This window comes from Nocardioides panzhihuensis (genome assembly GCF_013408335.1).
In the GTDB taxonomy this organism is placed as follows: domain Bacteria; phylum Actinomycetota; class Actinomycetes; order Propionibacteriales; family Nocardioidaceae; genus Nocardioides; species Nocardioides panzhihuensis.
Map to the genome: position 1 here is coordinate 5,072,663 of NZ_JACBZR010000001.1, position 23,211 is coordinate 5,095,873.

Annotated in this window: 21 protein-coding genes; 7 read left to right on the plus strand and 14 right to left on the minus strand. The window is 67.9% G+C overall.

The features are described 5' to 3' along the window. Window positions 1-18 precede the first annotated feature (18 nt). Window positions 19-921 (plus strand): NAD(P)H-binding protein, encoded by a 903-nt coding sequence (locus tag BJ988_RS24070; RefSeq protein ID WP_179660386.1) that lies wholly within the window; start codon window positions 19-21, stop codon window positions 919-921. Window positions 922-949: 28 nt separating this feature from the next. Here BJ988_RS24070 and BJ988_RS24075 read toward each other — a convergent pair whose 3' ends face one another. From BJ988_RS24075 to dnaB, 5 genes are all read right to left on the minus strand, one after another. Next, window positions 950-1,657 carry a CPBP family glutamic-type intramembrane protease gene (locus tag BJ988_RS24075; protein ID WP_179660387.1) on the minus strand — a complete coding sequence of 236 codons (708 nt, stop codon included), beginning with the start codon at window positions 1,655-1,657 and terminating at the stop codon, window positions 950-952. A gap of 97 nt (window positions 1,658-1,754) precedes the next feature. Further along, window positions 1,755-2,729, minus strand: coding sequence for a cyclase family protein (locus tag BJ988_RS24080; protein ID WP_179660388.1), 975 nt, complete (start codon window positions 2,727-2,729; stop codon window positions 1,755-1,757). Window positions 2,730-2,937: 208 nt separating this feature from the next. Continuing rightward, the gene (locus BJ988_RS24085; protein WP_179660389.1) at window positions 2,938-3,285 is read right to left on the minus strand and encodes a hypothetical protein; all 348 of its coding nucleotides are present in this window, start codon (window positions 3,283-3,285) and stop codon (window positions 2,938-2,940) included. Window positions 3,286-3,331: 46 nt separating this feature from the next. Then, complete coding sequence (locus BJ988_RS24090; protein ID WP_179660390.1) at window positions 3,332-4,873, minus strand: hypothetical protein; 1,542 nt, start codon at window positions 4,871-4,873, stop codon at window positions 3,332-3,334. Between the two features lie 196 nt (window positions 4,874-5,069). Continuing rightward, complete coding sequence (dnaB, locus tag BJ988_RS24095) at window positions 5,070-6,500, minus strand: replicative DNA helicase (protein ID WP_179660391.1); 1,431 nt, start codon at window positions 6,498-6,500, stop codon at window positions 5,070-5,072. Window positions 6,501-6,970: 470 nt separating this feature from the next. Between dnaB and BJ988_RS24100 the strand changes: the two genes are divergently transcribed. Next, window positions 6,971-8,326: an MATE family efflux transporter gene (locus BJ988_RS24100; RefSeq protein ID WP_179660392.1), complete on the plus strand. Its 1,356-nt coding sequence runs from the start codon at window positions 6,971-6,973 to the stop codon at window positions 8,324-8,326. Between the two features lie 54 nt (window positions 8,327-8,380). After that, window positions 8,381-8,956, plus strand: coding sequence for a DinB family protein (locus BJ988_RS24105; protein WP_179660393.1), 576 nt, complete (start codon window positions 8,381-8,383; stop codon window positions 8,954-8,956). A gap of 189 nt (window positions 8,957-9,145) precedes the next feature. On the opposite strand, the gene rplI is transcribed toward BJ988_RS24105, so the two are convergent. The 7 genes from rplI to BJ988_RS24140 all read right to left on the minus strand — a co-directional run bounded on the left by rplI (window position 9,146) and on the right by BJ988_RS24140 (window position 14,995). Further along, the gene (gene rplI, locus BJ988_RS24110; protein ID WP_179660394.1) at window positions 9,146-9,598 is read right to left on the minus strand and encodes a 50S ribosomal protein L9; all 453 of its coding nucleotides are present in this window, start codon (window positions 9,596-9,598) and stop codon (window positions 9,146-9,148) included. An 11-nt stretch (window positions 9,599-9,609) separates the two neighbouring features. Beyond that, complete coding sequence (gene rpsR, locus BJ988_RS24115; protein WP_008355445.1) at window positions 9,610-9,846, minus strand: 30S ribosomal protein S18; 237 nt, start codon at window positions 9,844-9,846, stop codon at window positions 9,610-9,612. A 170-nt stretch (window positions 9,847-10,016) separates the two neighbouring features. After that, entirely contained in the window at window positions 10,017-10,631 is a 615-nt protein-coding gene (locus BJ988_RS24120; RefSeq protein WP_179660395.1) for a single-stranded DNA-binding protein, read from the minus strand. Window positions 10,632-10,752: 121 nt separating this feature from the next. After that, entirely contained in the window at window positions 10,753-11,040 is a 288-nt protein-coding gene (rpsF, locus tag BJ988_RS24125) for a 30S ribosomal protein S6 (protein WP_179660396.1), read from the minus strand. A gap of 103 nt (window positions 11,041-11,143) precedes the next feature. Continuing rightward, window positions 11,144-14,422: a heavy metal translocating P-type ATPase gene (locus BJ988_RS24130; RefSeq protein WP_179660397.1), complete on the minus strand. Its 3,279-nt coding sequence runs from the start codon at window positions 14,420-14,422 to the stop codon at window positions 11,144-11,146. 5 nt (window positions 14,423-14,427) lie between these two features. Next, window positions 14,428-14,631, minus strand: a complete 204-nt coding sequence (locus BJ988_RS24135; RefSeq protein WP_179660398.1) for a heavy-metal-associated domain-containing protein — start codon at window positions 14,629-14,631, stop codon at window positions 14,428-14,430. 34 nt (window positions 14,632-14,665) lie between these two features. Then, entirely contained in the window at window positions 14,666-14,995 is a 330-nt protein-coding gene (locus BJ988_RS24140) for a metal-sensitive transcriptional regulator (RefSeq protein WP_179660399.1), read from the minus strand. Between the two features lie 109 nt (window positions 14,996-15,104). Between BJ988_RS24140 and BJ988_RS24145 the strand changes: the two genes are divergently transcribed. The 3 genes from BJ988_RS24145 (at window position 15,105) to BJ988_RS24155 (ending at window position 19,084) form a co-directional block, all read left to right on the plus strand. Then, window positions 15,105-15,899, plus strand: coding sequence for a deoxyribonuclease IV (locus BJ988_RS24145; protein ID WP_179660400.1), 795 nt, complete (start codon window positions 15,105-15,107; stop codon window positions 15,897-15,899). A 109-nt stretch (window positions 15,900-16,008) separates the two neighbouring features. After that, window positions 16,009-18,066, plus strand: a complete 2,058-nt coding sequence (locus tag BJ988_RS24150; RefSeq protein ID WP_179660401.1) for an acyltransferase family protein — start codon at window positions 16,009-16,011, stop codon at window positions 18,064-18,066. Window positions 18,067-18,469: 403 nt separating this feature from the next. Further along, window positions 18,470-19,084, plus strand: coding sequence for a DUF5317 family protein (locus BJ988_RS24155; protein ID WP_179660402.1), 615 nt, complete (start codon window positions 18,470-18,472; stop codon window positions 19,082-19,084). Window positions 19,085-19,290: 206 nt separating this feature from the next. Here the strand turns inward: BJ988_RS24155 and BJ988_RS24160 are convergent, their stop codons facing one another. Continuing rightward, a complete protein-coding gene (locus BJ988_RS24160; RefSeq protein ID WP_179660403.1) occupies window positions 19,291-21,183 on the minus strand; it encodes a CHAT domain-containing protein in 1,893 nt (630 codons plus the stop codon). Between the two features lie 54 nt (window positions 21,184-21,237). Here BJ988_RS24160 and BJ988_RS24165 point away from each other — a divergent pair, with 54 nt between their 5' ends. Continuing rightward, entirely contained in the window at window positions 21,238-21,462 is a 225-nt protein-coding gene (locus BJ988_RS24165; RefSeq protein WP_179660404.1) for a hypothetical protein, read from the plus strand. A 257-nt stretch (window positions 21,463-21,719) separates the two neighbouring features. Here BJ988_RS24165 and BJ988_RS24170 read toward each other — a convergent pair whose 3' ends face one another. Beyond that, on the minus strand, window positions 21,720-23,201 hold the full coding sequence (locus BJ988_RS24170) for a S8 family serine peptidase (protein WP_179660405.1): 1,482 nt from the start codon (window positions 23,199-23,201) through the stop codon (window positions 21,720-21,722). Between the last annotated feature and the right edge of the window lie 10 nt (window positions 23,202-23,211).

Consider the following 23,211-nt stretch of genomic DNA (forward strand, 5'->3'; position numbering starts at 1 on the left):
CGCCCGTACGCTCGACCCATGGAGACCACCGTGCTCGTCACCGGCGCGACCGGGTTCATCGGTCGACGACTGGTCGCGGAGCTGACCGAAGGCGGCACCAGGGTGCTCGCGATGACCAGGCGTCCGGACGACTACGACGGCCCCGGCGAACCGGTGGGGGCCGACGTGGGCGACCCCTCCTCCCTGGCGACCGCGCTCGAAGGAGTCGATGTCGCGGTCTATCTGGTGCACTCGCTCGATCACGACGACTTCGAGGATCGCGATGCGCGGGCAGCACGCTCTTTCGGTGCTGCCGCAGCCCGGGCCGGAGTACGCCAGATCGTCTATCTCGGCGGGCTCGGCGACGACGGCGACCTGTCGCCCCACCTGCGTTCCCGACGCGAGGTCGAATCCCTGCTCGGTGAGGCCGGCGTCCCCGTCACGACGCTGCGGGCGGCGATCGTCGTAGGCCACGGCGGGATCTCCTGGGAGCTGACCCGGCAGCTGGTCAAGAACCTCCCGGCCATGGTGGTGCCGAAATGGACGGCCACACGGACACAGCCCATCGCCGTCGACGACGTGATCCGCTATCTGGCAGGTGTCATCGACAACCCGGACGCGATCGGCGAGACCTTCGAGATCGGCGGCCCCGAGGCCATGACGTACCTCGACATGCTGGCCGTCGCCTCCGAGCTGGCCAACGGCCGATCGATCCCGGTCGTCCCCGTGCCGGTGCTGACACCCCGGCTGTCGTCGTACTGGCTGGCGCTGGTGACCGACGTCGACCTGACGACCGGGCGCAACCTGATCGACTCGATGACCACGGAGGTCGTCGTGCAGGACCGGCGCATCCTCGATGTCGTGCCCGGCGAGCCGCTGCCGTATCGCGAGGCTGTACGCCGAGCGCTGGCCGAGCGGCTGGCCGACGGGAAGAAGGTCTGAGCGACCACGCTCGCCGCGTACGGCTCCCTCAGCCGAAGAGCAACGGCAGCGCCAGCAGCATCGACAGCGACCACGCGCAGTGCGTGAGGATCGGGGCGAGGACGCCGCCGGACGCGCGCCGCTCGAACCCGACCACGACCCCGAGCAGGATGGCAGCGAAGGCCAGCATCACGTTGCCGGTCGCCAACGTGGCGATCACGTAGGCGACCGACGTCCAGGCGACGGGGTGGCGGGGCAGGGCCGCATAGACCGCGCCGCGGAAGAACAGCTCCTCCGCCACACCGTTGACAGCCGTCACCACGATCAGGATCGGGAGCGAACCCTGGTCGGCGAAGTCGACCACCGAACGCACCTGCCGGTCCAGCCAGGCGATCTCTCGCACGACCAGGCCGCCGACCACGAAGACACCCGCCAGCCCCAGGCCGAGCAGGATCGGCGACAGCACGGGGCGTACGAGCCGGCGCTCGCCCTCCCCGTCCTGCTGCCAGGCACCGATTCGTCCCAGATGCAGCGGCCCGGAGGCGAATGCGCCGATCGCCCACACCCCGGCCAGGGCGAAGGTCGCCGGGTAGAACCAGAAGCTGCCCGGCTCGATCCGCAGCGAGACACCGAGCACCATCGCGCCGAGCACCACGAAGGCGACCGTGACCAGCTGACGGCGACGCAGAGCAGCGTCACTCTGACGGTGGTCACGCGGAACCACGTCCCACAAGGACCGGCGCACCCAGCGACGCACGAGACCCCCTCGCTCCGGTGACGGCTGCGTTCGCGTCCAACCTACGGGGCCGACGTGACGAGGCAGGCGTATCGGACAGCCTGTGGTCGAAGATTCGTCAGATGACGGCGACGGCGTTCGCCGGCGATCCGGTCGCACCGGTGACGTTGAGCGGCTTCACGCTGAGGAAGGCCTCCCACCGTTGGAGATCGTCCATGCGGCGCGCCAACGGCCCGAGGCGCCACAGCTCTCCGAGCGGCATGCCGAGCTTGGCCAGGAACTCCTGATGCATCGTGCCCCGGTCGTTCAATGCCGTCTGGAGGAAGGGTGAATCGGGTACGGCCGGCAGACACTCGACCGCGAAGGTGTCCGCGGCGAGCAGCGCCAGCCCGGTGTCCCAGGCCCAGTCGAGGACCTCCTCGCTCTGGGCGATGCCGGTGGCGCGGCCGAGCGCCTGCTGCGCCAGCTTCTGCTCGGCGGTGAGCCCGAGGAACCACTCGCACCACCCGGTGTGGAGCATGACGACATCACCGGCGCGCAGCTCGATCGACTGTGCGGTCAGGGCATGGTCGATGTAGTCGTACGGGATCGGCTGGCCGGCCTCGTGGTCGAGGGTCTCCTCACGCCGGGCGAGGAGGCCGGCGATGTCCACCAGGACGCCGCGGCTGACGATGGGGCGGTCGGCCCACACCTGGATGCCGAGCTCCTCGGTCCCTGGCGCGATCAGCTCGTCGGCGGTCCCACCGTAGAACCCGGCGTCGTCGGCACGCCGGTGCCGCAGCCCGTCGATCTGGGTCGAGGACTGGAGGTAGTAGCCGTTCAGGTAGTCGCCGCGATGAGCCGGGTGGTCGCCGTAGATGATGTGCTCGGCCGGCTTCGCGGTCTGGGACATCCCTGGCATGAACGCGTTGATCGGGTAGTCGAGCCCGAAGGTCTCGCCGAGCTGGACGAGGCCGGCCGCGGCCACCACGCTCTCCTCGTCCGCGAAGGATGGGGTGCCGCGCCAGGGATCCGCGAAGAGCTCCCAGGACGTGCCACGCAGCAGGCCGGGTCGGTCGTGGAGCTCGGCCCGGGTCGGGAGATCGTGCGTCATCGGGCCGCTCGCAGACCGGAACCGACGTGGGTGAGGTAGGCGGTGTGGGGGATCGATTTCGCCATGGTTCGTCGCTTTCTCAGGCCGGCGGGACGCCGGGGCCAGATTCTTCGCGATGGCACCGTCGCGGCGCCAGGGCTTGTCGGAGATTGCTCGGCAAAAATACCGGCGCCCCTATCGCCAACGCCTGCCCGAGACGGGCCGTCAGCTAGCTGGCGTGATGCTCGCGGTAACGCTGATAGAGCCGCTCCAAGAACGCTTCGAGCTCGGTGGCCATCTCCTTGTCCAACGTGGGGAAGGAGAAGGTCGCCTTGCCCGTACGGCGCTTCTGGAACGCCTCCGATGAGCCCTCGAGCGCGTCCGGCCAGGTGTCGACGGCGATCGCATAGAGGCTCACCTTGTTCGCGCTTCGCTTGACGGCGGCGAAGTAGTCGTGAGCGCCGGAACCGGGCCAGCGCAGCGACGGCATCCCGTAGATCGTCGCTTCCTCGAGCTCTGCGCGGTAACGGTCGAGGAGCGTCCAGATCCGGTCTTCGACGGCATCGAGGGCGGCCATCTCAGGAGCGTATCCTCCGGGTCGGTCGCCTGGCGTCACCTCACCATCAGTTGTTCGGGCATCGCTTCGCGGTCCGGGCAGAGAACGAGACTCCGAATTTCCACACGACCAGGTCGTACTGTCCCCCTGCCGCATTCTCGAAGCAGGTTTCGCCGGCCCCGACCGGCACCATCTCCCCAGAAGGCGTGAGAAGTTGGCCATCGGTCGAAGATGACATGACGAAGGTCGTGCCTGCTGGAACGGTGAGTCGGAATCGGCCGCCGCCCGACGTCCTGGTCGGACCACCGGAGACCCAGCCGCCGTCCAGCGTTGCGTCCGTCGTGACGATCGGCTCCAGGTTGTCCCTCACATCGAGCGGTTCCAGCCCGTGCGCGATATAGCGGAGAGTGTGCGTGCCGGCCTTCTTCAGCCGAAACACTTGGCTGTTGCCGTAGGTCGTCCGCACGGGATAGAGCGACTGAACCGGGAGGCCGTCGGGGTCGAGGATTGAGCGGAAGGGTGCAGGCAGCTGCTCATACTCCGACACTGTCAGGACATACATGTCGTCAGGAGAAGCCGGGACGGAGTAGTCCACGATCTGGCCTGGGCGGTCTTGGTCGGCGTTGCAGCAGCCCTGATCGTACGCCTTCGTCTTGGCCGTCGAGGTCCAGATCGTGACCGGTCCTGACACTCCGGTGTCGTAGACATGGGACGTCAGTCGATAGGTGCCCGTCGCAGGGGCACGGAATGTGGAGACACGCTGCTGGTAGGGCTCCAGGGTCGCGATCGGAGTGCCGTTGAGTTCGACATTGACCGTCGAGGCACGGGCCTCGGCGTCGATGGCGACCGAGACGAGGTCACCGGCCGTCGCGGGCAGCGTGAACGAGGCATATCCGGTGGCAGGGTCAGCGACGAGGGCACCGATCTGCGTCTCTTGGTTCATCGCCAGCGGGACTGGCCGCTGGACGGCGCTGAGGGTGGCGGAGTAGCCGCTCAGCCGTGGCCCCGAGGGCGCGCTCATCATGCGGAAGCGCCAGCCGTTCGGGCGGCCGTCGACGTCCACTCGGAAGCGCCCCGCGGAATCGGAGACCGCACCTGGGCCGGTTGTCACCCACGCGCCGGTCGTCGGGTTCAAGTGCTGGGCGTTGACCAGGGTGTCCGCCGGAGCGGTGCCGGTCACCCGAGTGACCCAGAGGCGGTCGGAGCGCAGAAACACCGATGTCGCTGCCGTCACCTTCGGGCGCCACGTGACCGTGACGGAGATCGTCCGCGACGTGGCCGCGGACTGGCCGAGCTGAGCGGGCTTACGTACGCGGTAGCGCTGAGCTCCTCGCGGCGGCGTGACGCGGAAGGAGAAGCGACGGGTGTCGACGAGGGTCTTGCGAGCGACCCGCCGCCAGGCGCCGTCGTACCAGCGCTGCAGGTCGACGACGCTGCCAAGCCTCGCACCCCACGCTGTGCCGCTGATCCGGACAGCCGAGCCTTCGCTCACGGTGGAGGCCGACGCGGTGACCGAGATCGAGACGGCCGCAGTAGCTGGTGGCGCCAGGACAGCGACGCTGAACATCAGTGAGAGCACGCTCACAGCGGCGAGGACCGACTTGCGCATATCTGCTCCTATGTCCAGCCCAGACGGGCTCAGGCATTAAAGCAGGCGCAGGTGGCGGGCGACAATGACGATCATTGGCCAGATGCTGACTAGAACTGTCGCGTGCCGAATCCTCGAGTTCTCGGACGCAACAGCGAAGCGGTACGCCCGTGACGAGGAGCCGCATGCTCTCTACGCGTCCGGCATCTGACGTCCTTCAGTGGGCCATGTCGACGAAGCGGCTGTAGTGGCCCTGGAAGGCGACGACGAGGTCGCGGGTGGGGCCGTTACGGTGCTTGGCGATGATCACGTCGGCCTCGCCGGGGCGGGTCGACTCCTTCTCGTAGACGTCGTCGCGGTGGAGGAGGACGACCATGTCGGCATCCTGCTCCAACGATCCCGACTCACGCAGGTCGGAGACCGCCGGGCGCTTGTCGGCACGCTGCTCGGAGCCACGGTTGAGCTGGGACAACGCGATGATCGGGACCTCGAGCTCCTTGGCCAGCAGCTTGATCTGACGGGAGAACTCGGAGACCTCGAGCTGGCGGGACTCGACCTTCTTGCCGGAGCTCATCAGCTGGAGGTAGTCGATGACGATCAGCTTGAGGTCGTGGCGCTGCTTGAGCCTTCTGGCCTTGCTCCGGATCTCCATCATCGTCATGTTGGGGCTGTCGTCGATGAACATCGGCGCACTGGAGACCTCGCCCATCTTGCGGGCCAGCTTGTTCCAGTCGTCGTCGGACATGTTGCCGTTGCGGATGTGGTTGAGCGGCACCTTCGCCTCGGCGCTCAGCAGACGCATCGTGATCTCGGAGCGGCTCATCTCCAGGCTGAAGAAGACGCTGGTCAGGTTGTTGTGGATCGAGGCCGCGCGGCAGAAGTCCAGAGCAAGGGTTGACTTTCCCATGGCCGGACGGGCCGCGACGATGATCATCTGACCGCCGTGGAAGCCGTTGGTGAGCTCGTCGAAGTCGGCGAAGCCGGTGGGCACGCCGTAGAGGCCGGCCTCGCGGTTGGAGATCGCCTCGATCTCGTCGAGGACGCCGTCCATGATGTCGGCGAGCGGAGAGTAGTCCTCGCCCGAGCGCTTGTCGGTGAGCTTGAAGACCTCTGCCTGGGCCTCGTCGACGATGTTGTCGACCTCGCCCTCGCCGGCGTAGCCGATCTGGACGATCTTGGTGCCGGCCTCGACCAGGCGGCGAAGAACGGATTTCTCGCGGACGATCTCGCCGTAGTAGCCCGCGTTGGCGGCGATCGGGACGTTGGAGGCGAGCGTGTGCAGGTAGGGGGCACCACCGATGCGGTCGAGCTCGGCCTTGCGGCGCAGCTCGTCGGCGACCGTCACCATGTCGGCAGGCTCGCCGCGACCGTAGAGGTCGATGATCGCGTCGTAGATGGTCTCGTGGGTCGGGCGATAGAAGTCGGTGCCGCGCAGCGTCTCGGAGACGTCGGCGATGGCGTCCTTCGAGATCAGCATCGACCCGAGGACCGCCTGCTCGGCGGCCATGTCCTGCGGCGGCGTGCGGTCGTTGACCGCGCGCGGGGCGTTGCCCGGCTCGTACGCCGCGGGACCGTCACCCCACTCCTCGAACGGCGGCTCCGGGAAGTCGCCCGAACCGCCCATCGAGCCGGTCTCGGTGACGCTCATTCCCATGCCCTCCCTGGTCTGCGGATCGTCGCGGCGTGATCTCGATCGATCCCGGCCCACGCTACGGGTGAGCACCGACAGTCCTGCTCGCGCAGCCATCGGCCGACTGTTCGACGACACCTCAAGTCTCCGTGACCCTACGTCGCTCACCACATCGGCGACAGCAAGTTATCCACAGGCCCTGGGGATAACTAGGGGATAGCGGTGGACGAGGTGCTGGTCAATGTGAACAGCCTGGGGAACCGCCTGTGCATAACTGGTGCAGAATCACTTCCAGAGTGCTTCTGAACTGGTGTTTTACTCTCTCGGACCTGTGGACGAAAGAAAGTACGCCACGTATCCGCGTTCACACCCGGCATGGCTGTGCCGATACGGGCGTTTTGTCGACATAGCGCCGCGACGACGTTTTCCACAGGTTTTCCACCTGCCCTGGAAAGCGCTCCGGGCTGACGGTGTTTAACCTTGACGCCGTGACGAACCCGGCGGATGCGACGACCTACTCGAAGACCGACCGCCGAGGTCTCGACAAGGAGATCTGGCGACTCGCGATCCCCGCGTTCCTGGCCCTCGTGGCTGAGCCGCTCTTCCTGCTGTCCGACTCCGCGATCGTGGGTCACCTCGGCACCAGCGAGCTCGCCGGCCTCGGTGTCGCAGGCGTCGTCCTCCAGACGATCGTCGGTCTCTGCGTCTTCCTGGCGTACGGCACCACAGCATCGGTCGCCCGCCGCATCGGTGCCGGGGACACCTCCGGTGCGCTTCGTCAGGGGATCGACGGGATCTGGCTCGCCGTCATCATCGGCGTCGTCGTCACCGTGCCGGTGATGGTGCTGGCCGAGCCGCTCTGTCGCGCGGTCGGCGCAGGCGACGAGGTGGTCGGGCCGGCGACGACCTACCTCCGGATCGCAGTCCTCGGTGTGACACCGCTGCTGATGATGCTCGCGGCCACCGGCGTGCTCCGCGGGCTGCAGGACACACGTACGCCGCTGGTCGCGGCGGTCGTCGCCAACGTACTCAACATCGTGCTCAACGTCGCTCTCGTCTACGGAGCGGGCCTCGGGATCGCCGGTTCGGCGATCGGATCGGTGATCGCGCAGGTGCTGGCCGCCGCGATGCTGACCTACGTCGTGGTGCGGGCAGCCCGCAAGGAGGGGGCGCCGTTGCGCCCGGACCTGCCCGGGATCCGGGCTGCCGCGCGAGCAGGCGTGGCCCTCGTGGTGCGTACGCTGACGCTGCGCCTGGCGCTCCTGGCCACGACGTATGCCGTCACTCATCTCGCAGTCGGCGACCAGGCCGTCGGGTTGGCGACCCACCAGATCGCCTTCACGCTGTGGACGTTCCTGGCGTTCGTGCTCGATGCGATCGCGATCGCTGCGCAGGCGCTGACGGGGCGGTCGCTGGGTGCGGGCGATGCCGACGAGACTCGGGCCATCACGGCCCGGATGGTGTGGTGGGGCGTCGTGATCGGGGTCGGGACCGGCGTACTGCTGGCGTCTGTCTCGCCGTTCCTCGGCGCGCTCTTCACCGGGGACCCGGCGGTGCGGGAGCTGCTGGTGCCGGTGGTGCTCGTGGCGGCGATCGCGCAACCGATCGCGGGCGTCGTCTTCGTGCTCGACGGGGTGCTCATCGGCGCCGGCGACGGTCGCTATCTGGCCTGGGGCGGAGTCTGGACGCTGGTCGCCTACGTTCCGCTCGTCGCCCTGGTCGTCGTGCTCGGCGGCGGGCTGGTGTGGGTGTGGATCTCCTTCGCGGTCGGGTTCATGGGAGCTCGGTTCGTGGTGCTGACTCTCCGGGCGCGGTCCGACCGCTGGCTGGTCACCGGCGTCTGAACCCGGCGCCGCAACTCGGTTGCATCGAACCCGGCTCGGCGTCAGGGTCAGCACATGCCCGCCGACCCGAAGAGCACGCTGAAGTCCTACATCGATGCCCGCCGCGAAGCCCTCATCTCCAAGGTCGAGGATCTCTCGGAGCGGGATGCCCGGTTGCCGCGTACGCCGACCGGCACCAACCTCCTCGGCATCATCAAGCACGTCATCGGGGTCGAGGCCGTCTACCTCGGGGCGACGTTCGGCCGTCCGTTCCCCGAGCCCGGGGCGCTGATCTCGGACGAGGTCTTCGAGGTCGACCCGCAGGCAGACTGGTACGCCACGGAGGACGAGACCCTCGAGGGGATCATCGGCCTCTACCGTCGGGTCATCGCGCACGGAGACGAGACGATCGACGCGCTGCCGCTGGACGCCATCGGACACGTGCCGCACTGGGGCGGCGACGAAGTCACCCTGCACCAGATGCTCGTGCATCTCTTCGCCGATCTCGCCGGCCACGGCGGACAGGCCGACATCCTCCGCGAGGAGATCGACGGCGCCGTCGGCTGGCGCAAGGCCGGCGACAACATCCCGTCGGAGTACGACTGGTCTGCGTACGTCGCCAAGCTGACCGAGATCGCCAACAGATTCTGAGCCGAGACGTCACCCCGGTCGGCCGAGACGTCACTCGCGTCGGTCGAGATGGCAATCAGATGCCCAGTCGGACGACCTGAGTGACGTCTCGGCCGACGTACCTGACGTCTCGGCCGACGGGAGTGACGTCTCGGCGAAAACGGACAAGGCCCACCTCCCGGAGGAGGCGGGCCTTGTGGAATCCCTAGATCAAGCGGGGACCACGTTGAGGGCCACCTTGGCGGACACCTCGTCGTGGAGCTTGACGGAGACCTCGTGAGCACCGAGGCCCTTGATCGGGTTGCCCAGCGCGATGGTGCGCTTGTCGATCGACTCGCCGGTGCCCTCGGTGACCGCGGCGGCGATGTCGGCGGCGGTGACGGCACCGTAGAGGCGGCCGTCCTTGCCCGAGCGGACCTTCACGTTGACCGTGGTGGACTCGAGCTTGTTCTTGATCTCGGCGGCGTGAGCCTCGTCGCGCACGGAGCGAGCCGCGCGCGCAGCCTTGATCGACTCGGCCTGCGACTCGGCGCCGCGGGACCAGCGAATGGCGTCGCCACGCGGGATCAGGTAGTTGCGGGCGTAGCCGTCCTTGACATCGACGACGTCACCGGCGGAACCGAGCCCGGTGACCTCCTGCTGAAGGATGATCTTGGTAGCCATGTCGATCCTCCTCAGCGACCGGTGGAGGTGTAGGGCAGCAGAGCAACCTCGCGCGCGTTCTTGACGGCGATGGCCACGTCGCGCTGGTGCTGGACGCAGTTGCCGGTCACACGACGCGCACGGATCTTGCCGCGGTCGGAGATGAACTTACGGAGCAGGGTGGCGTCCTTGTAGTCGACGCCGGTCGCCTTCTCCTTGCAGAACTGGCAAACCTTCTTCTTAGGCTTGCGAATCACTGCCTTGGCCATTGTGGTGCTTCCTTTCTAGAAGCCCGGCAAGCGCCGGAATGGTTGAGGGATTCGGACTTGAATGTGTGTGGATCTCGACGCGCACGTCGCGGCTTCGCGAACTCAGCCGCGGCGCTTGCTCGATCTCCCCGCCCTGCGCTGCCTCGCTTCGCTCGGCAGCGGGCGGTGAATCAGAAGGGAGGCTCGTCGTTGCCCACGCCCGGGGCTGCCCACGGGTCGTTGGCCGGTGCGCCGCCGCCCGCGTTGGCGGGCTGCTGCGGAGCCGGCGAGGCCCACGGGTCGTTGCCGCCGGCCGGAGCCTGCTGCTGGCCACCACCCTGGGGACCGCCGTAGCCGCCGCCCTGGTTGTAGCCACCGCCCTGGTTGAAACCGCCGCCGCCCTGGCCACCGCCTTGGCCACCACCCTGGCCGCCGGACTGGCGGCTGGCCTTGGTGACCTTGGCGGTCGCGTAGCGGAGCGACGGACCGATCTCGTCGCACTCGAGCTCGAAGACAGTGCGCTTCTCGCCCTCGCGCGTCTCGTAGGACCTCGACTTCAGGCGACCCTGAGCGACGACACGCATGCCGCGCTGCAGGGACTCGGCGACGTTCTCAGCAGCCTGGCGCCAGATCGAGCAGCGCAGGAACAGGGTCTCCCCGTCCTCCCACGCGTTGGTCGTCCGGTTGAAGCTGCTGGGCGTCGAAGCAATCGTGAAGTTGGCAACGGCTGCACCCGACGGCGTGAAGCGAAGCTCCGGGTCGTCGGTGAGGTTGCCGATCACGGTGATGACGGTGTCGCCTGCCATGAGATCTCCCTTGAGTCTGATCTGGTTGTCGGTGTCGGTTCAGGAGTTACAAATCAATTGAACTGGCCTAGGGCCCAAAGATAGGGCCCGGTACCGACATTTCCCGACGGTGACATCCGCGTCACTTGGACGGACGGATGACCTTCGTACGGAGGATCTGCTCGTTGAGGCCAAACTGGCGGTCGAGCTCCAGAACGGTCTTGGGCTCGGCAGTCAGATTGACGACGGCGTAGATGCCCTCGGCGTTCTTGTTGACCTCATAGGCCAGACGACGGCGTCCCCAGACGTCAACGTTCTCGACGGTGCCACCATCAGTGGTGACGACCTTCAGGAACTTGTCAAGGGTCGGGGCGACGGTGCGCTCATCGAGGCTGGGCTCGAGGATCACCATTACTTCATAGGCGCGCATAGCGTTCTCCACCTCCTACGGACTCGGCGGCCATGGTCTCTCCATGGCAGGAGGGCTGATGCGATGTCCCGTCTCCATCTGTGAAGGGGGACGCGTCAGCGTATCAACCAGCGCCTTCCTCACCCGAATCCGCAGTCTCGGCCGAATCCACGGCCTCGACGGTGAACGGCACCGTGATCACCTCGCCGTCGGCGAGCCGGAACTGGGCCCACAGGCGGTAGAGGCCGGCCTTGGGTACGTCCAGGTGCAGCCCGAGCTCAGGCCCGAACGACGTCCCGGGGACCGCCAGCTCGGCGCCTTCTGCGTGACCGTGCACGAAGGTCCTGCCGTCCGCGCTCATGACCACGACGTGGCCGGCTGCGCCGAGGTAGGGCTGCAGATCGTCGACCATCTTGCCGCTGCTGTCCTCGAACCTGCTGTGCTCGAATCTAAAGCGGAGGTCGCTCTGCTGGTCGGCGACGACCGAGCCTTCGAGCGTGACAGTCAGATTGTCGACAGTCGACGATCTCGGGCTCGCCTCGACCGGGACGGCCGGAGGCTGCGTACCTTCGATCGTGAGCTGCTGGCGATCGAGGACGTCGGCGATGTCGGCACGCCGACGGAACTCGGTGTCGACTCGGTAGGTGCCTCCGGCAGGGAAGGTCACGTCGGTCTCGAGCTCGCCGGGACGGCCGGTCGGCTCGGCGTGCAGGTGGCGGAACCAGGACAGGTCCTGACTGGTCACGATGACGTGCATCCAGGCCTGGTGGGTGCGACCGAGGTCGGTCACCGGATCCCCGGTCGCGGCGTCGGTGACGAGGAACCGGAGCCCGCCCTCGCGCCGCGTGATCGCGACATCGATGCCCGACTCGTCCGAGGCGACAGGGGCCACGTCGACCTCGTGCATCTCCGTCATCGACGGCCGCATCGGGCTCATCCCCTGCGCCCACTCCAGGATGCCGTTCATCCCCCGCTGCGCCGGCTCGCTGCGCGACACGTAGGTCAGCGCGCCGCCGATCGCGATCGCGATCACGGCGGTGACGACCAGATACCCACCGTCACGGGCCTTGGTGAGGAAGCCACGACCGGCGTACGCCTCAGGGGTCTCGGGACGCTTGAAGCCGCGCAGCCGCAGCGCGTTGGTGACCACGCTGACCGAGCTCATCGCCATCGCGGCGCCGGCGAGAACCGGGTCGAGGAGGGCGAGCGCGGCGACGGGGATGAGGAGCACGTTGTAGGCGAACGCCCAGAACAGCCCCTGCTTGATCGTGGCGACCGTGCGGCGGGAGAGCGCCAGCGCGGTCACCACGCCACGGAGGTCGCCACCGACCAGCGTGATGTCGGAGGCGGCCAGTGCCACGTCGGTGCCGGTGCCGATCGCGATCCCGACGTCGGCCTGCGCCAGCGCCGGGGCGTCGTTGATCCCGTCGCCGACCATCGCGACGACCTTGCCGTCCTCCTGGAGCTGCTGGATACGGGCGAGCTTCTGCTCGGGCAGGAGGCCACCGACGGCATGACGTACGCCGACCTCGTCGGCCACCTTCGCCACCGTCGCGGCCGCGTCGCCGCTGAGGACGTGCACCTCGACGCCGGACTCCTCGAGCAGGCGGACCGTCTCCTTGGCCTCGTCGCGGACCTGGTCCGCGACCCGGATCGAACCGGCGTACCACCCGTCGACAGCGACCAGGACCGATCCGTTGTCCGCGGCGTCGATGCCCTCCTCGGCCAGCATCGCCGCGTTACCGACCACGACCCGGCGGCCATCGACGACCGCACTGATCCCGCGGCCCGGGTGTGCCTCGAACGCCGAGACGTCAGGCGCGTCGGCCGAGGCGTCACGTACGTCGCTCGAGATGGCACCGGATGACGCCTCGGCCGACCGGGGTGACGTCTCGGCCGACGGGAGTGACGCCTCGGCGGGGGGCTCGGCGCGGGCTCGGAGGGCGGTGGCCAGGGGGTGGTCGCTGCCGGTCTCGGCGGCGGCGGCGATCCGGACGAGGGCGTCCGGTGTCCAGCCGGGGGCGGGGACGATCTCGGAGACCTCGGGCGTGCCGTGGGTGATCGTGCCGGTCTTGTCGAAGACGATGGCGGTGACGGAGCGGGCGCGCTCGAGGGTCTCGCCGGACCCGACCAGTACGCCGAGCTCGGCTGCACGGCCGGCACCGACCATGACTGCGGCCGGCGTGGCCAGACCCAGGGCACAGGGGCAGGCGATGATGAGGACCGCGATGGCCGCGGTGACGGCACTGGTGAGGCTCTCGGCGTCGGGGCCGAAGACGAGCCAGCCGACGAAGGTCAGCGCGGCCACGACCAGGACGACAGGCACGAACACCGCCGAGACCCGGTCGGCCAGGCGCTGCAGCTTGGTGCCGGAGCCCTGTGCCGACTCGACCATCGCGATGATCTGCGCCAGCGTGGTCTCGGAGCCGACCGCGGTCGCCTCGAACTCGAACGAGCCGGTCTGGTTGATCGTCGCGCCGATGACGATGTCGCCCTCGGCCTTGCGCACCGGGTCGCTCTCGCCGGTGAGCATGGACTCGTCGACGTAGGACGCCCCGGCGACGACGCGGCCGTCGACCGGGATCTTCTCCCCGGCGCGTACGCGGATCCGGTCGCCGACCTGCAGGTCCGCCACCGGGATCGTGACATCACGGCCGTTGCGGACGACCGTGGCCGTCTCCGGCATCAGGCCGACGAGAGCCTTGACGGCGTCTGCCGTACGCGACTTGGCCCGTGCTTCCAGCCAGCGGCCCATCAGCACCAGCGCGATGATGACCAGGGCGGTCTCGAAGTAGAGGTGGAGCGGCAGACCCCACGCCTCGGCCTGCCCCATCCACAAGGTCACGAAGGCGCTGTAGGCGAAGGCGATGCCGGTGCCGAGCATGACCAGGGTGTTCATGTCGACGGTGCCGTGCCGCAGGCCCCGCGTCGCCGCGAGGTAGATGTCCCGACCCGCCCACCACTGGGTGACCGCGGCGACCACGAGCACGATCGACATCACCGGCTCCATGGCGTTGACCGGCAGCGGAACGTACATCAGGGCCATCAGGCCGAGCCCCACCGTCAGGGCCGTGACCCACCGCCGCTTGAGCTGGACGAGCTCGGCCTCGCGGCGTACGTCCCGATCGTCTTCGTCGATCTTGGGCGCCTGCGGATCGTCGACAGTCGACGATCTCAGGACGGCCTGGTAGCCCGCCTTCTCGATGGCGGCGCTGATCTCGGCGAGGTCGGTGCGGGAAGGATCGAAGTGCACCAGGGCGGTCTCGGTGGCGAGATTGACGTTGGCGTCCTCGACCCCTTCGACGCGGCTGATGGCCTTGGTGACTCGGCGCACGCAGCTCGCGCAGGTCATCCCCTCGATCTCGAGCTGCTGCTCTGTGGGCGTGGTGGCGGTGGGGGTCATCGTGATCAGGCCAGGGAGTAGCCGGCCTCTTCGACGGCCGCGCGGACGGCGTCGTCGGAGATCGGCTCGGAGGAGGTGACGGTGACGTTGCCCGAGGCCAGGTCGACATCGACGTTGCTCACGCCGGCGATCTCGGTGACCTCCTCGGTGACGGAGGAGGCGCAGTGGCCGCAGGTCATGCCGACGACGGTGAAGTTCTGGGTGCTCATGGGGATCTCCTTAGATTCGTAGGATTGTTGACAGTCAGGACCGGACGAGGCGAGCGATGGCGGCAGAGGCTTCGGCGAGCTTCTCGTCCGCCTCGGCGCCACCGTTCTGGACCGCACCGGCGACGCAGTGACCAAGGTGCTCGTCGAGCAGCCCGAGAGCGACCGCCTGGAGCGCCTTCGTCGAGGCGGAGACCTGGGTGAGGATGTCGATGCAATAGGCCTCGTCCTCGACCATCCGCTGCAGACCGCGCACCTGTCCTTCGATGCGCTTGAGACGCTTGAGATACGCCTCTTTGTTCTTGTTGTGGAGGTAGCCGTGATCCGCGTGCTCTTCGTGGCCTTCGTGACCGGTGTGCTCGTCCATGCGATCTACCATACCCCCGTAAGGTATGAAGTCAAGGTCTCGACAAGCTCGACCACCGGGGACCGCTCGACCACCGGGGACCGTCGGTGCGGCGTCCTAGACTGAGGCCATGGCTGTTGCGATCGGTGCCCACGTAGACCAGACCGACCCCGTCACCGAGGCGACCGCCCGCGGCGCGAGGCTGGTGCAGTTCTTCCTGGGCGACCCGCAGTCCTACAAGGGCCCGGTGGTGACGTACGCCGACGGTGCGGCAGCCCTCAAGGCCCGCGCGGAGGAGGCCGGAGTCGATCTCTACGTCCACGCGCCCTACATCATCAATGTCGCCACGACGAACAATCGGATCCGCATCCCGAGCCGCAAGCTCCTCCAGCAGCACATGGACACCGCCGCCGAGGTCGGCGCCAAGGGCCTGATCGTCCACGGCGGCCACGTCGGCAAGGACGACGACCCGGCGAAGGGCTTCGACAACTGGCGCAAGGCGATCGAGGCGACCGACATCAAGGTCCCGCTCCTGATCGAGAACACCGCCGGCGGCGACAACGCGATGGCGCGCTACCTCGACCGGATCGCCGGCGTCTGGGAAGCGATCAGCAAGGCCGAGGGCTTCGAGAACGTCGGCTTCTGCCTCGACACCTGCCACGCGCACGCCGGCGGCAACCCGCTCGAGTCCGTGGTCGAGGACGTCCGCAAGATCACCGGCCGCATCGACCTGGTCCACTGCAACGACTCCCGCGACGAGTTCGACTCCGGAGCCGACCGCCACACCAACTTCGGCGCCGGGAAGATCGATCCTGACCTGCTGGCCAAGGTCGTCCGTGATGCCGACGCCCCGGTCATCTGCGAGACCCCCGGCGGCGCCGAGGAGCACGTGAGCGACTTCGCCTGGCTTCGCGAACGGCTCTGACATCGGGGATGAGTCAGCACTGAGAGATCACTGAAAAGTCGGCGAGAAGGACCACCCAGCGGGACTGTCGACTATGACCCAACTGGGCCATTGACATAGGCTTCTTCGAATGAGTTCGAACTGGCGCGCCGATGTTCAGGGTCTCCGTGCCGTCGCTGTCGGTCTGGTGATCGCAGGACACGCGGGGCTCTCCGGGTTCGAGGGTGGGTTCGTCGGAGTCGACGTCTTCTTCGTCCTCTCCGGGTTCCTGATCACCACCCTGCTGCTGCGTGAGACCGACCGCAGCGGCACGGTCAGCATCAGCCAGTTCTACGCCCGCCGCGCCCGCCGGATCCTGCCGGCGGCGACCGCGACGATGCTGGTCGTCCTCACCTACAGCGCGATCGTCCTGCCCCAGACCCGCACCGACCAGATCGCCGGCGACGCGGGCTGGGCGGCGGTCTTCCTGGCCAACGTGCACTTCGCCGACCAGGCCGTCGACTATTTTCACAGCGCCGCGCCCTCACCGTTCCAGCACTACTGGTCGCTCTCGGTCGAAGAGCAGTTCTACGTCGTCTGGCCGCTGCTCGTGCTCGCCGTCGCGCTCTGGATCCCGAAGCACCACCGGCGCCGCGCGATCACCGCGCTCGCCGCAATCGTGGCGGTGGTCAGCCTGGCCTGGTCGCTGCACGTCACCGCCGCCGACCCGACCACGGCCTACTTCTCCACCCCGGCCCGCGCGTTCGAGCTCGCCGCCGGCGCCCTGCTCGCCTGCCTCGCCGGCCGTCTGCAGGTCGCGACCAGTGCGACGCGGACCGGCCGTCTCGCCGCCGCAGGCCTCGGCATCGCCGGGGTCGGCACCCTCGTCTACGCCACCGCCAGCTTCAGCGAGGCGACCCACTTCCCGGGCTGGCACGCCCTGGTCCCGGTGCTCGGCACGGTCGCGCTCCTGGTCGCCGGCCCGGCCACCCCGACCGGCTGGCTGCTCTCCAAGCAGCCGCTGCGCTACCTGGGTGACATCTCGTTCAGCCTCTACCTGTGGCACTGGCCGATCCTGATCCTCGCTCCCGAGGTGATCCCCGGCGGCGGCGTCCGCCAGCTGCTGATCATGCTGGCGCTCATCCTGGCCTTCTCCGCGGCGAGCTACCACTGGATCGAGATGCCCTTCCAGCATCACAAGATCCCGCATCTCACCAAGGGCCGCCGAGCGCTCGCCCTCTGGCCCGCCGCCGCTGCTCTCGCCCTGGTCGCGGGCACGAGCTCCCAGGCGTACGCCGGCTATCAGGTCGACGTCGCCAAGGCGAACGCCGAAGAGTGGTTCGCCGAGAACCCCGACGTCCTTGATACCGACGACAAGCCGGTCACCGGCGTCCTGAAGAAGACGGTCGCGGCCGCCGAAGAGGGCGCGCCACTACCCCCTGAGGTCGAGTTCGACGCCGGCGACTCGTGGGCCGAGCGCGGCGGTTACTGCTATGCCGGCCACGGCGACACCAGGCTCGACGGAGACTGCGTCTACGGCGACGGCAAGGCCGAGCGCACCGTCGCCGTCGTCGGCGACTCCCACATCGGGATGTGGCTGCCGGCGCTCGACACCCTCGCCGAGCGCCAGAACGTGAAGCTGGTCCCGTTCGTGAAACTTGGTTGCGCTGCGTACGGGGTGAAGCAGAAGTCCTCGAAGATGACCGCCGAGGAGTGCGAGGACTTCCGGGAGTGGACCAACGAGCAGATCGCCGAGCTCGACCCGGACACGATCGTCGTCGGCGCCCGCGGGATGCTCGACATGGAGGAGCGCGACGGCGTCTCGACCGAAGAGCAGTGGCGTGACGGCGTACGCGACGGGGTCGAGTCCTTCGAGAAGATCACCCCGGACGTACGCGTCTTCGCCGATATCCCAGCCGTCGAGAACGACCCGGGCGAGTGCCTCTCCGACGCCCGCAACCTCCTCGAGGACTGCGTCGTGAAGGCCGACGGCACCGAGGTCGACTCCAACGAGGTGACCCAGGAGGCGCTCGCGGACACCGAGGCGGCGTACGTCGACATCGTCGACCTCGTCTGCACCGAGCGCTGCCCGCTCGTGGTCGGTGACGTGGTCACGTACTACGACGACTCCCACATCACCGCGAGCTGGGTGGACCGGGTCACCCCCGCGCTCGGGCATCGACTGGGCCGCTTGGACCGTCCCGTCTAGAACCGCATTCCTGAACCATTGCCGTCGCGGTGCCGGCGCGGGAGAATTGAACGTTGCCGGGCGGGGTGGTCATCCCCTCACCGCCCCGCCCGGCCCACGTCGCAGCGCGGTGACCGCGCCGTCGAGGCCCCGCACGTGGGTTGGGCATCCCCCTAGTGCCCAACCCACGCTGCGGCCCCGAAACCGCCTGCCTCCCCCAAGGCGGCGGCGCCAGCGCCCGAACCGAGTTTCCCCCGAACCTCGGCCCGGACAGCCCCAAGGAGTACGCGGCTCGCCGCCTGATACAAGGTCTCCCAGGATTTCTTGACGCCCTGCTCCGGCCGACCGCCAGCACATCCGACAGCTCGAAACGAGTTGACTCGTTCCTCTCCAGGTGCCGCACAGCGTCACTACCCTGCTTGGCATGCCCGGTCCAGGAATGCTCACGCTGATGGTGCTGCCAGCAGTTATCGGACTCATCATCGTCGCCCGCCCGAACGTTGCGACCTCTCTGACGAGCCTGCGCGGGACATGGCTGATCGTTCTTGCCGCAGCGCTTCAGTTCGTGCAGATCGAGGGATGGTGGCCCGAGCAGGTCACAGAATCTCTAGAGCGGCGCCTCTACGCGGTCTTGGTCGTTGTCATCGCGCTCGCGTTCAGCTGGCTCAATCGACCGCTTTGGTCTCGCGGTATCGGGCGATGGGCATTGGTTCTCATTCCTCTCGGCACGGCGTCGAACTCGATACCGATCGCCGCTCTTGGCGCAATGCCGTACAGCCTCACCGGGGCACGAACGGCCGGATACTCCCAAGCGCAGCTGATCACGGACGCCCCTGGCTACATCCGCCTGGACGATGTGTCGCCACTCTGGACGCCGCTTGCAGATCTCATCCCGATCCCGTTGCTGATGAAGGTTCTGAGCATCGGCGATCTGTTCTTGATCGCAGGCCTGGTGCTGCTGATAGTCGCGTCGTCTCGCCCACAGCAACCTCCGGTTGCGGCTGACGATCCGGTTCATCCCGCCCGGACTTCAGCTTGATCGAGTCGTACTCCCCAACCCCACGAGAGGAGGAACAGATGAGCACGAACGGACTGAAAGCACGCGCCTACCTTGCGGCAACCACCAGTGTCACCACGGCACTGGCGATCTACGCCTTCGCAGCGCCACACAACAAGCCCAACTAGGCCTAACTGGATGGGTGAGGACCTGTCGGGTCCTCACCCATCGACATTGCCTCAGGCTCCCTATGAGAAGCAGACGAAGGGGGCCGGCGGGGCGTCCGTGGTCGCCGCCGGGAGGGACTCGGCGAGGGCCTCGGCCGGGGCCAGGCCCTTTGCCAGAGCTTCGTGGAGGCGGCTGAACACCGCGTACGCAGCCTCGTCCGCTACAACCGCGGGCGAGGCGATCACGGCGCGGGCGCCGGCGTGGAGCCAGGCGCCGACCAGACCGATCAGCTCCTCGCCCCAGCGGATCGTCGAGCGGCCGACCTCGCAGGCCGAGAGAAGGACGACGTCGGGGACAGCGGCGAGGCCGTCGATGTCGTAGCCGTACCAGGTCCCGTCGGCGAGCTCGAGCCCGGAGAAGAGCGGGTTGTCGGCGGAGTGGTGGCCGTGGGCGGCCAGATGGAGTACGTCGACCTCGGCAGCCAGCGCGGAGACGGCCGCCGCGGTGGCGTCGGCGCCGGTGAGCGTGCGAGAGCCGGACCAGGCTGTTGCGCTGTGGGTGACCTCGTCGGCGGCACGCATGACCCGCGGCCCGGCGACGAAGCCTGCCGTCTTCGCACGCAGCGGGGCATCCGCGCGGCCCAGCCAGGCGGTGGCACTCTGGGCGACCGTCACCGGCCGGCCGGTGAAGCCGGACAGCAATGTCCACGGCACCGCGGCCAGGACGGCCGAGGGCGTCAAGACGACGGGCCGGTCACCGATGCGCTCGAGGATCGGGGTGACGAGCAGGTCTGAGAGCTGCCGGAGCCGGGCGGTCAGGTCACCGCGTACGGCAGCGCCCAGCGGACCCGGTAGATCGGTCGCGGCGACGTCGAGGTCCGGCAGCAGGCCGCCCAGGAGGGACCCGAGCGCGGACTGGTCGCCGAGGTCGATCCGCGCCGAGGAGTCATCGGTCGCGACGACGGCGACGATCCGACCCGCGGCGACGACGTAGGCGACGAGCGCATGGCTGCCGATACGTTTGCGCAGGTCAGGGAGAGAGATCGGATCCGAGACCTGGCCCGATCCCTTGACCCGCCAAGCGCGCTGGCGGATCTGCTCGCGCAGCACGGCCTCGCGTTCAGGCTTCACCTCGCCACGCAGCTCGGCCAGGTCGGCGACCAGCTGAGGATCGGACGGCGGCCGCACCGGCTGGACCCGCGAGGCCAACATCCGGGAACGTTCCGACCACTCGAAGAGCACGTCCGTCTCCCCGGACTCGACGGCCAGTTCCAGGCCACGCCTGGCCAGTGTCCGGCCGTGGCCGGCGACGTTGGTCTGCAGGTCCAGGCTGCCGAACGAGCTCTGCCACAGATGGAAGTCGTCGAGTCCTGCCCGGAGCTCACGGAGCCCGCTGACGGCCCGGCCCGCGGCGACGGCGAGCTCCGCACGCAGCTCGCGTTCGAGAAGGCGGATGTCGATAGGCGCTTCCGGCGGCACCGGGCCGATGACCCTGCCGCTCGCAGGTCTTGTGGGTAGGTCGGCGTTCTCGGCCGAACGAATGCGCGCCAGCCGGGCCTGCATACGCACCCGGAGCGCCGGCCAGCTCAGTCCTTGCTCCTCCAGCGGACCGGCCAGCGCCTCGCCTTCCTCGCTCGGATCCTGGCCTGCAGTCACGGCTGCCTCGAACGCCACCGCCCGCGCCCGCAGCGCCAAGCCCGGCGCCTTGGCCTCTTCGAACCAGCCCAGCGCAGAGCGCGCCACTCGGTGCGCCTCGGTCGGGTCGGTCGCGACCAAGTGCGAAGCGAGCGCCAGCTCGGCTTCTCCCTGCCGCTGCCGCTGCCCCTTCGATCCGTACGCCTCGGCCGCCTGCCGCAACATCTCGCCACCCTGCCGCGTCAGCCCCGCCGCCATCAGTACCTCTGCGCGGTCGGCGTCGCAGACGGCCTTGATCAACGGACCACCGGATGCCTGAACTTCGTACGACGATTCCATCAAAGCAAGAGCACCGACCAAGTCACCAGACAGAAACAACGCATAGGCCCGATTATGATCGGCCTGCGCGGCCGCGATGGGCTCGCCCGAGGACCGGTATCGCTCTGCTGCCGCCTCGAAATCCTGGGCCGCTTTCACGGTGTCGTGGCGATCGAGATGAACGGTCCCTCGGTTGAGGTACGCCTTGGCAAGGTCGAGCGGCAAATCTTCGAGGGACGAGATCGCGTCACCGAAAACGTTCAGCGCTTCAGCCGCGCGACCAGCCCGTCGCAGGAGTAGTGCGCGTTGCGCCAGAAGCACTCCGCTGGTCGGCCCCTCGACGCCAAACTCGAGCGCGCGGGCGTTCTTCTCCAAGGCGACACTCAAATTGGAGTCGTCCGCCTCGAGATAGGCCAGTGATGACTCGATCCGAACGAGGACAGCAGGTTCATTCGCAACCTTGAGGGCGCGCTCTAAGAGCGACCTCGCAATGTCGAGGTTGCCTGCCCTAAGTGCCGCGACACCCTGTCTGTGCAGCTCGTCCGGACCGTGAGCCGTCATTGTTTCAGCGTCGTGAGATCTTCAACGGCCGCCCACGCGCGATCGACGTCTCGCTCGAGGTCACCGGCCTCGCCGTTATCAAGGAGGTGCTGCGCGATCCGACCGGCAAGCAACGGCGCCGCAAACGACGTCCCGCTCCATGTGCCGAAGCCGCCACCGAAATCGTCCGGATCCAGGGTCTCTCGCTGTCGCTCGTCGTACTCCGTTGCGATTGTCGCCTGGTAGCCACCGTCGAAGGCAGTGGGGAAAGTGCTGACGACACCCACGCCGAGCTCGAATGCGCGAACCCACGGACCGGCGTTACTGAAGATCGCGTCTGTTCCATTGGGGTTGAGGGCCCCGACAGAAACGATCGGCAATCCGTCGCCGGTCGTCGACACCGGGCAGTCTCCGTTGATCCATGGAGCGAATGCTGCGGGGAAGTTCGGGCGCGACGTGGCGTCATTGCCTGCCGAGCACACCACCAGCGTTCCGTTCGCTGAAAGGTCAGCAAGGATCTCCGACAGCATCGGATCGAACAGCGCATCCTCGGGTGTCTCGTGGTAGTACCCGATCGAGAGGCTGAGCACGTCGATCCGGCGCCCGCGTGGGTCCCCTTGGCGGTAGAGGTGCACTAGTTCGGCGATCTGCGCCAGCGCCGTAAGCCAGCCGAACTCTGCAACTGGCCCCTCTGGCGGGACGATCCGCCAGGCATAGATGTCGGCATCGGGGCACGCCTGATGAATCAGCCCCGTGATGAACGTCCCGTGTCCAGCCATCGGATCAATCAGGCCGTCGAGGGGCCCAACCAGGTCGCCGTCAACCTCCGAATTCGGCACATCCGGCGACCATCCAATCCGATGTTCACCGAGTCGCACGTCCCGCTCAACGAAGCCCAGCCAGGGGTGCTGTCCACAGCCCGTGTCTAGCACTGCAACCACCGGGCGGGTCCTACCCCCGATCTGCTCGTCGGTACGCCGACTCGGCGGAGCTCCGACATACGCGACCGGCTGCCGCCCACCGGTTCCCAGCGGGTCGTATCCACTCCTCGGGTGCGGGTCGTTATGGGGATGCGGGTCGTTGTGCGGGTGCGGGTCGTTGTGCGGAACGGGGATAAGCACGTGCTCAAGGCTCACGCCGCGAGCACCGTCGACGCCGTCGGCTCGAAGAAACTGGAGGAGTGTCCACGCGTCCGGAGCCGCGACTGCCTTCCCCGGGACAACGCCGAGACGAATCCTGCGCACGCCGAAGCGCAGATCCCTCGCATGTTCCGGCTCGGGCTCAACCTCGGCACGCCAGTTCAACGACTTCGCCACCTTCGAGACTCGGCGGAACGCGTCATCGAAGTCGACCGACTTCGAGATCAAGAGAGTTGTCGACGAATAGATGGTCGAACGTGCCGAGACCCCGTCGACCGCGACCGCGTTGGTCGGGTCGAGGACGCGCGCTTCGGTCGTTCCGTATGCCACCGACAGGCGGGGCTCACGCTTGGGATGCACTGTTACTCCT

Excerpts from the sequence above, each read along its gene's own strand:
- BJ988_RS24070 (WP_179660386.1), top strand. The coding sequence starts at position 19 with ATGGAGACCACCGTGCTCGTCACCGGCGCGACCGGGTTCATCGGTCGA.
- BJ988_RS24080 (WP_179660388.1), bottom strand. The coding sequence starts at position 2,729 with ATGACGCACGATCTCCCGACCCGGGCCGAGCTCCACGACCGACCCGGC.
- BJ988_RS24085 (WP_179660389.1), bottom strand. The coding sequence starts at position 3,285 with ATGGCCGCCCTCGATGCCGTCGAAGACCGGATCTGGACGCTCCTCGAC.
- BJ988_RS24090 (WP_179660390.1), bottom strand. The coding sequence starts at position 4,873 with ATGCGCAAGTCGGTCCTCGCCGCTGTGAGCGTGCTCTCACTGATGTTC.
- dnaB (WP_179660391.1), bottom strand. The coding sequence starts at position 6,500 with ATGAGCGTCACCGAGACCGGCTCGATGGGCGGTTCGGGCGACTTCCCG.
- BJ988_RS24105 (WP_179660393.1), top strand. The coding sequence starts at position 8,381 with ATGCCCGCCGACCCGAAGAGCACGCTGAAGTCCTACATCGATGCCCGC.
- rplI (WP_179660394.1), bottom strand. The coding sequence starts at position 9,598 with ATGGCTACCAAGATCATCCTTCAGCAGGAGGTCACCGGGCTCGGTTCC.
- rpsR (WP_008355445.1), bottom strand. The coding sequence starts at position 9,846 with ATGGCCAAGGCAGTGATTCGCAAGCCTAAGAAGAAGGTTTGCCAGTTC.
- BJ988_RS24120 (WP_179660395.1), bottom strand. The coding sequence starts at position 10,631 with ATGGCAGGCGACACCGTCATCACCGTGATCGGCAACCTCACCGACGAC.
- rpsF (WP_179660396.1), bottom strand. The coding sequence starts at position 11,040 with ATGCGCGCCTATGAAGTAATGGTGATCCTCGAGCCCAGCCTCGATGAG.
- BJ988_RS24130 (WP_179660397.1), bottom strand. The coding sequence starts at position 14,422 with ATGACCCCCACCGCCACCACGCCCACAGAGCAGCAGCTCGAGATCGAG.
- BJ988_RS24135 (WP_179660398.1), bottom strand. The coding sequence starts at position 14,631 with ATGAGCACCCAGAACTTCACCGTCGTCGGCATGACCTGCGGCCACTGC.
- BJ988_RS24140 (WP_179660399.1), bottom strand. The coding sequence starts at position 14,995 with ATGGACGAGCACACCGGTCACGAAGGCCACGAAGAGCACGCGGATCAC.
- BJ988_RS24145 (WP_179660400.1), top strand. The coding sequence starts at position 15,105 with ATGGCTGTTGCGATCGGTGCCCACGTAGACCAGACCGACCCCGTCACC.
- BJ988_RS24150 (WP_179660401.1), top strand. The coding sequence starts at position 16,009 with ATGAGTTCGAACTGGCGCGCCGATGTTCAGGGTCTCCGTGCCGTCGCT.
- BJ988_RS24155 (WP_179660402.1), top strand. The coding sequence starts at position 18,470 with ATGCCCGGTCCAGGAATGCTCACGCTGATGGTGCTGCCAGCAGTTATC.
- BJ988_RS24160 (WP_179660403.1), bottom strand. The coding sequence starts at position 21,183 with ATGGAATCGTCGTACGAAGTTCAGGCATCCGGTGGTCCGTTGATCAAG.
- BJ988_RS24165 (WP_179660404.1), top strand. The coding sequence starts at position 21,238 with ATGATCGGCCTGCGCGGCCGCGATGGGCTCGCCCGAGGACCGGTATCG.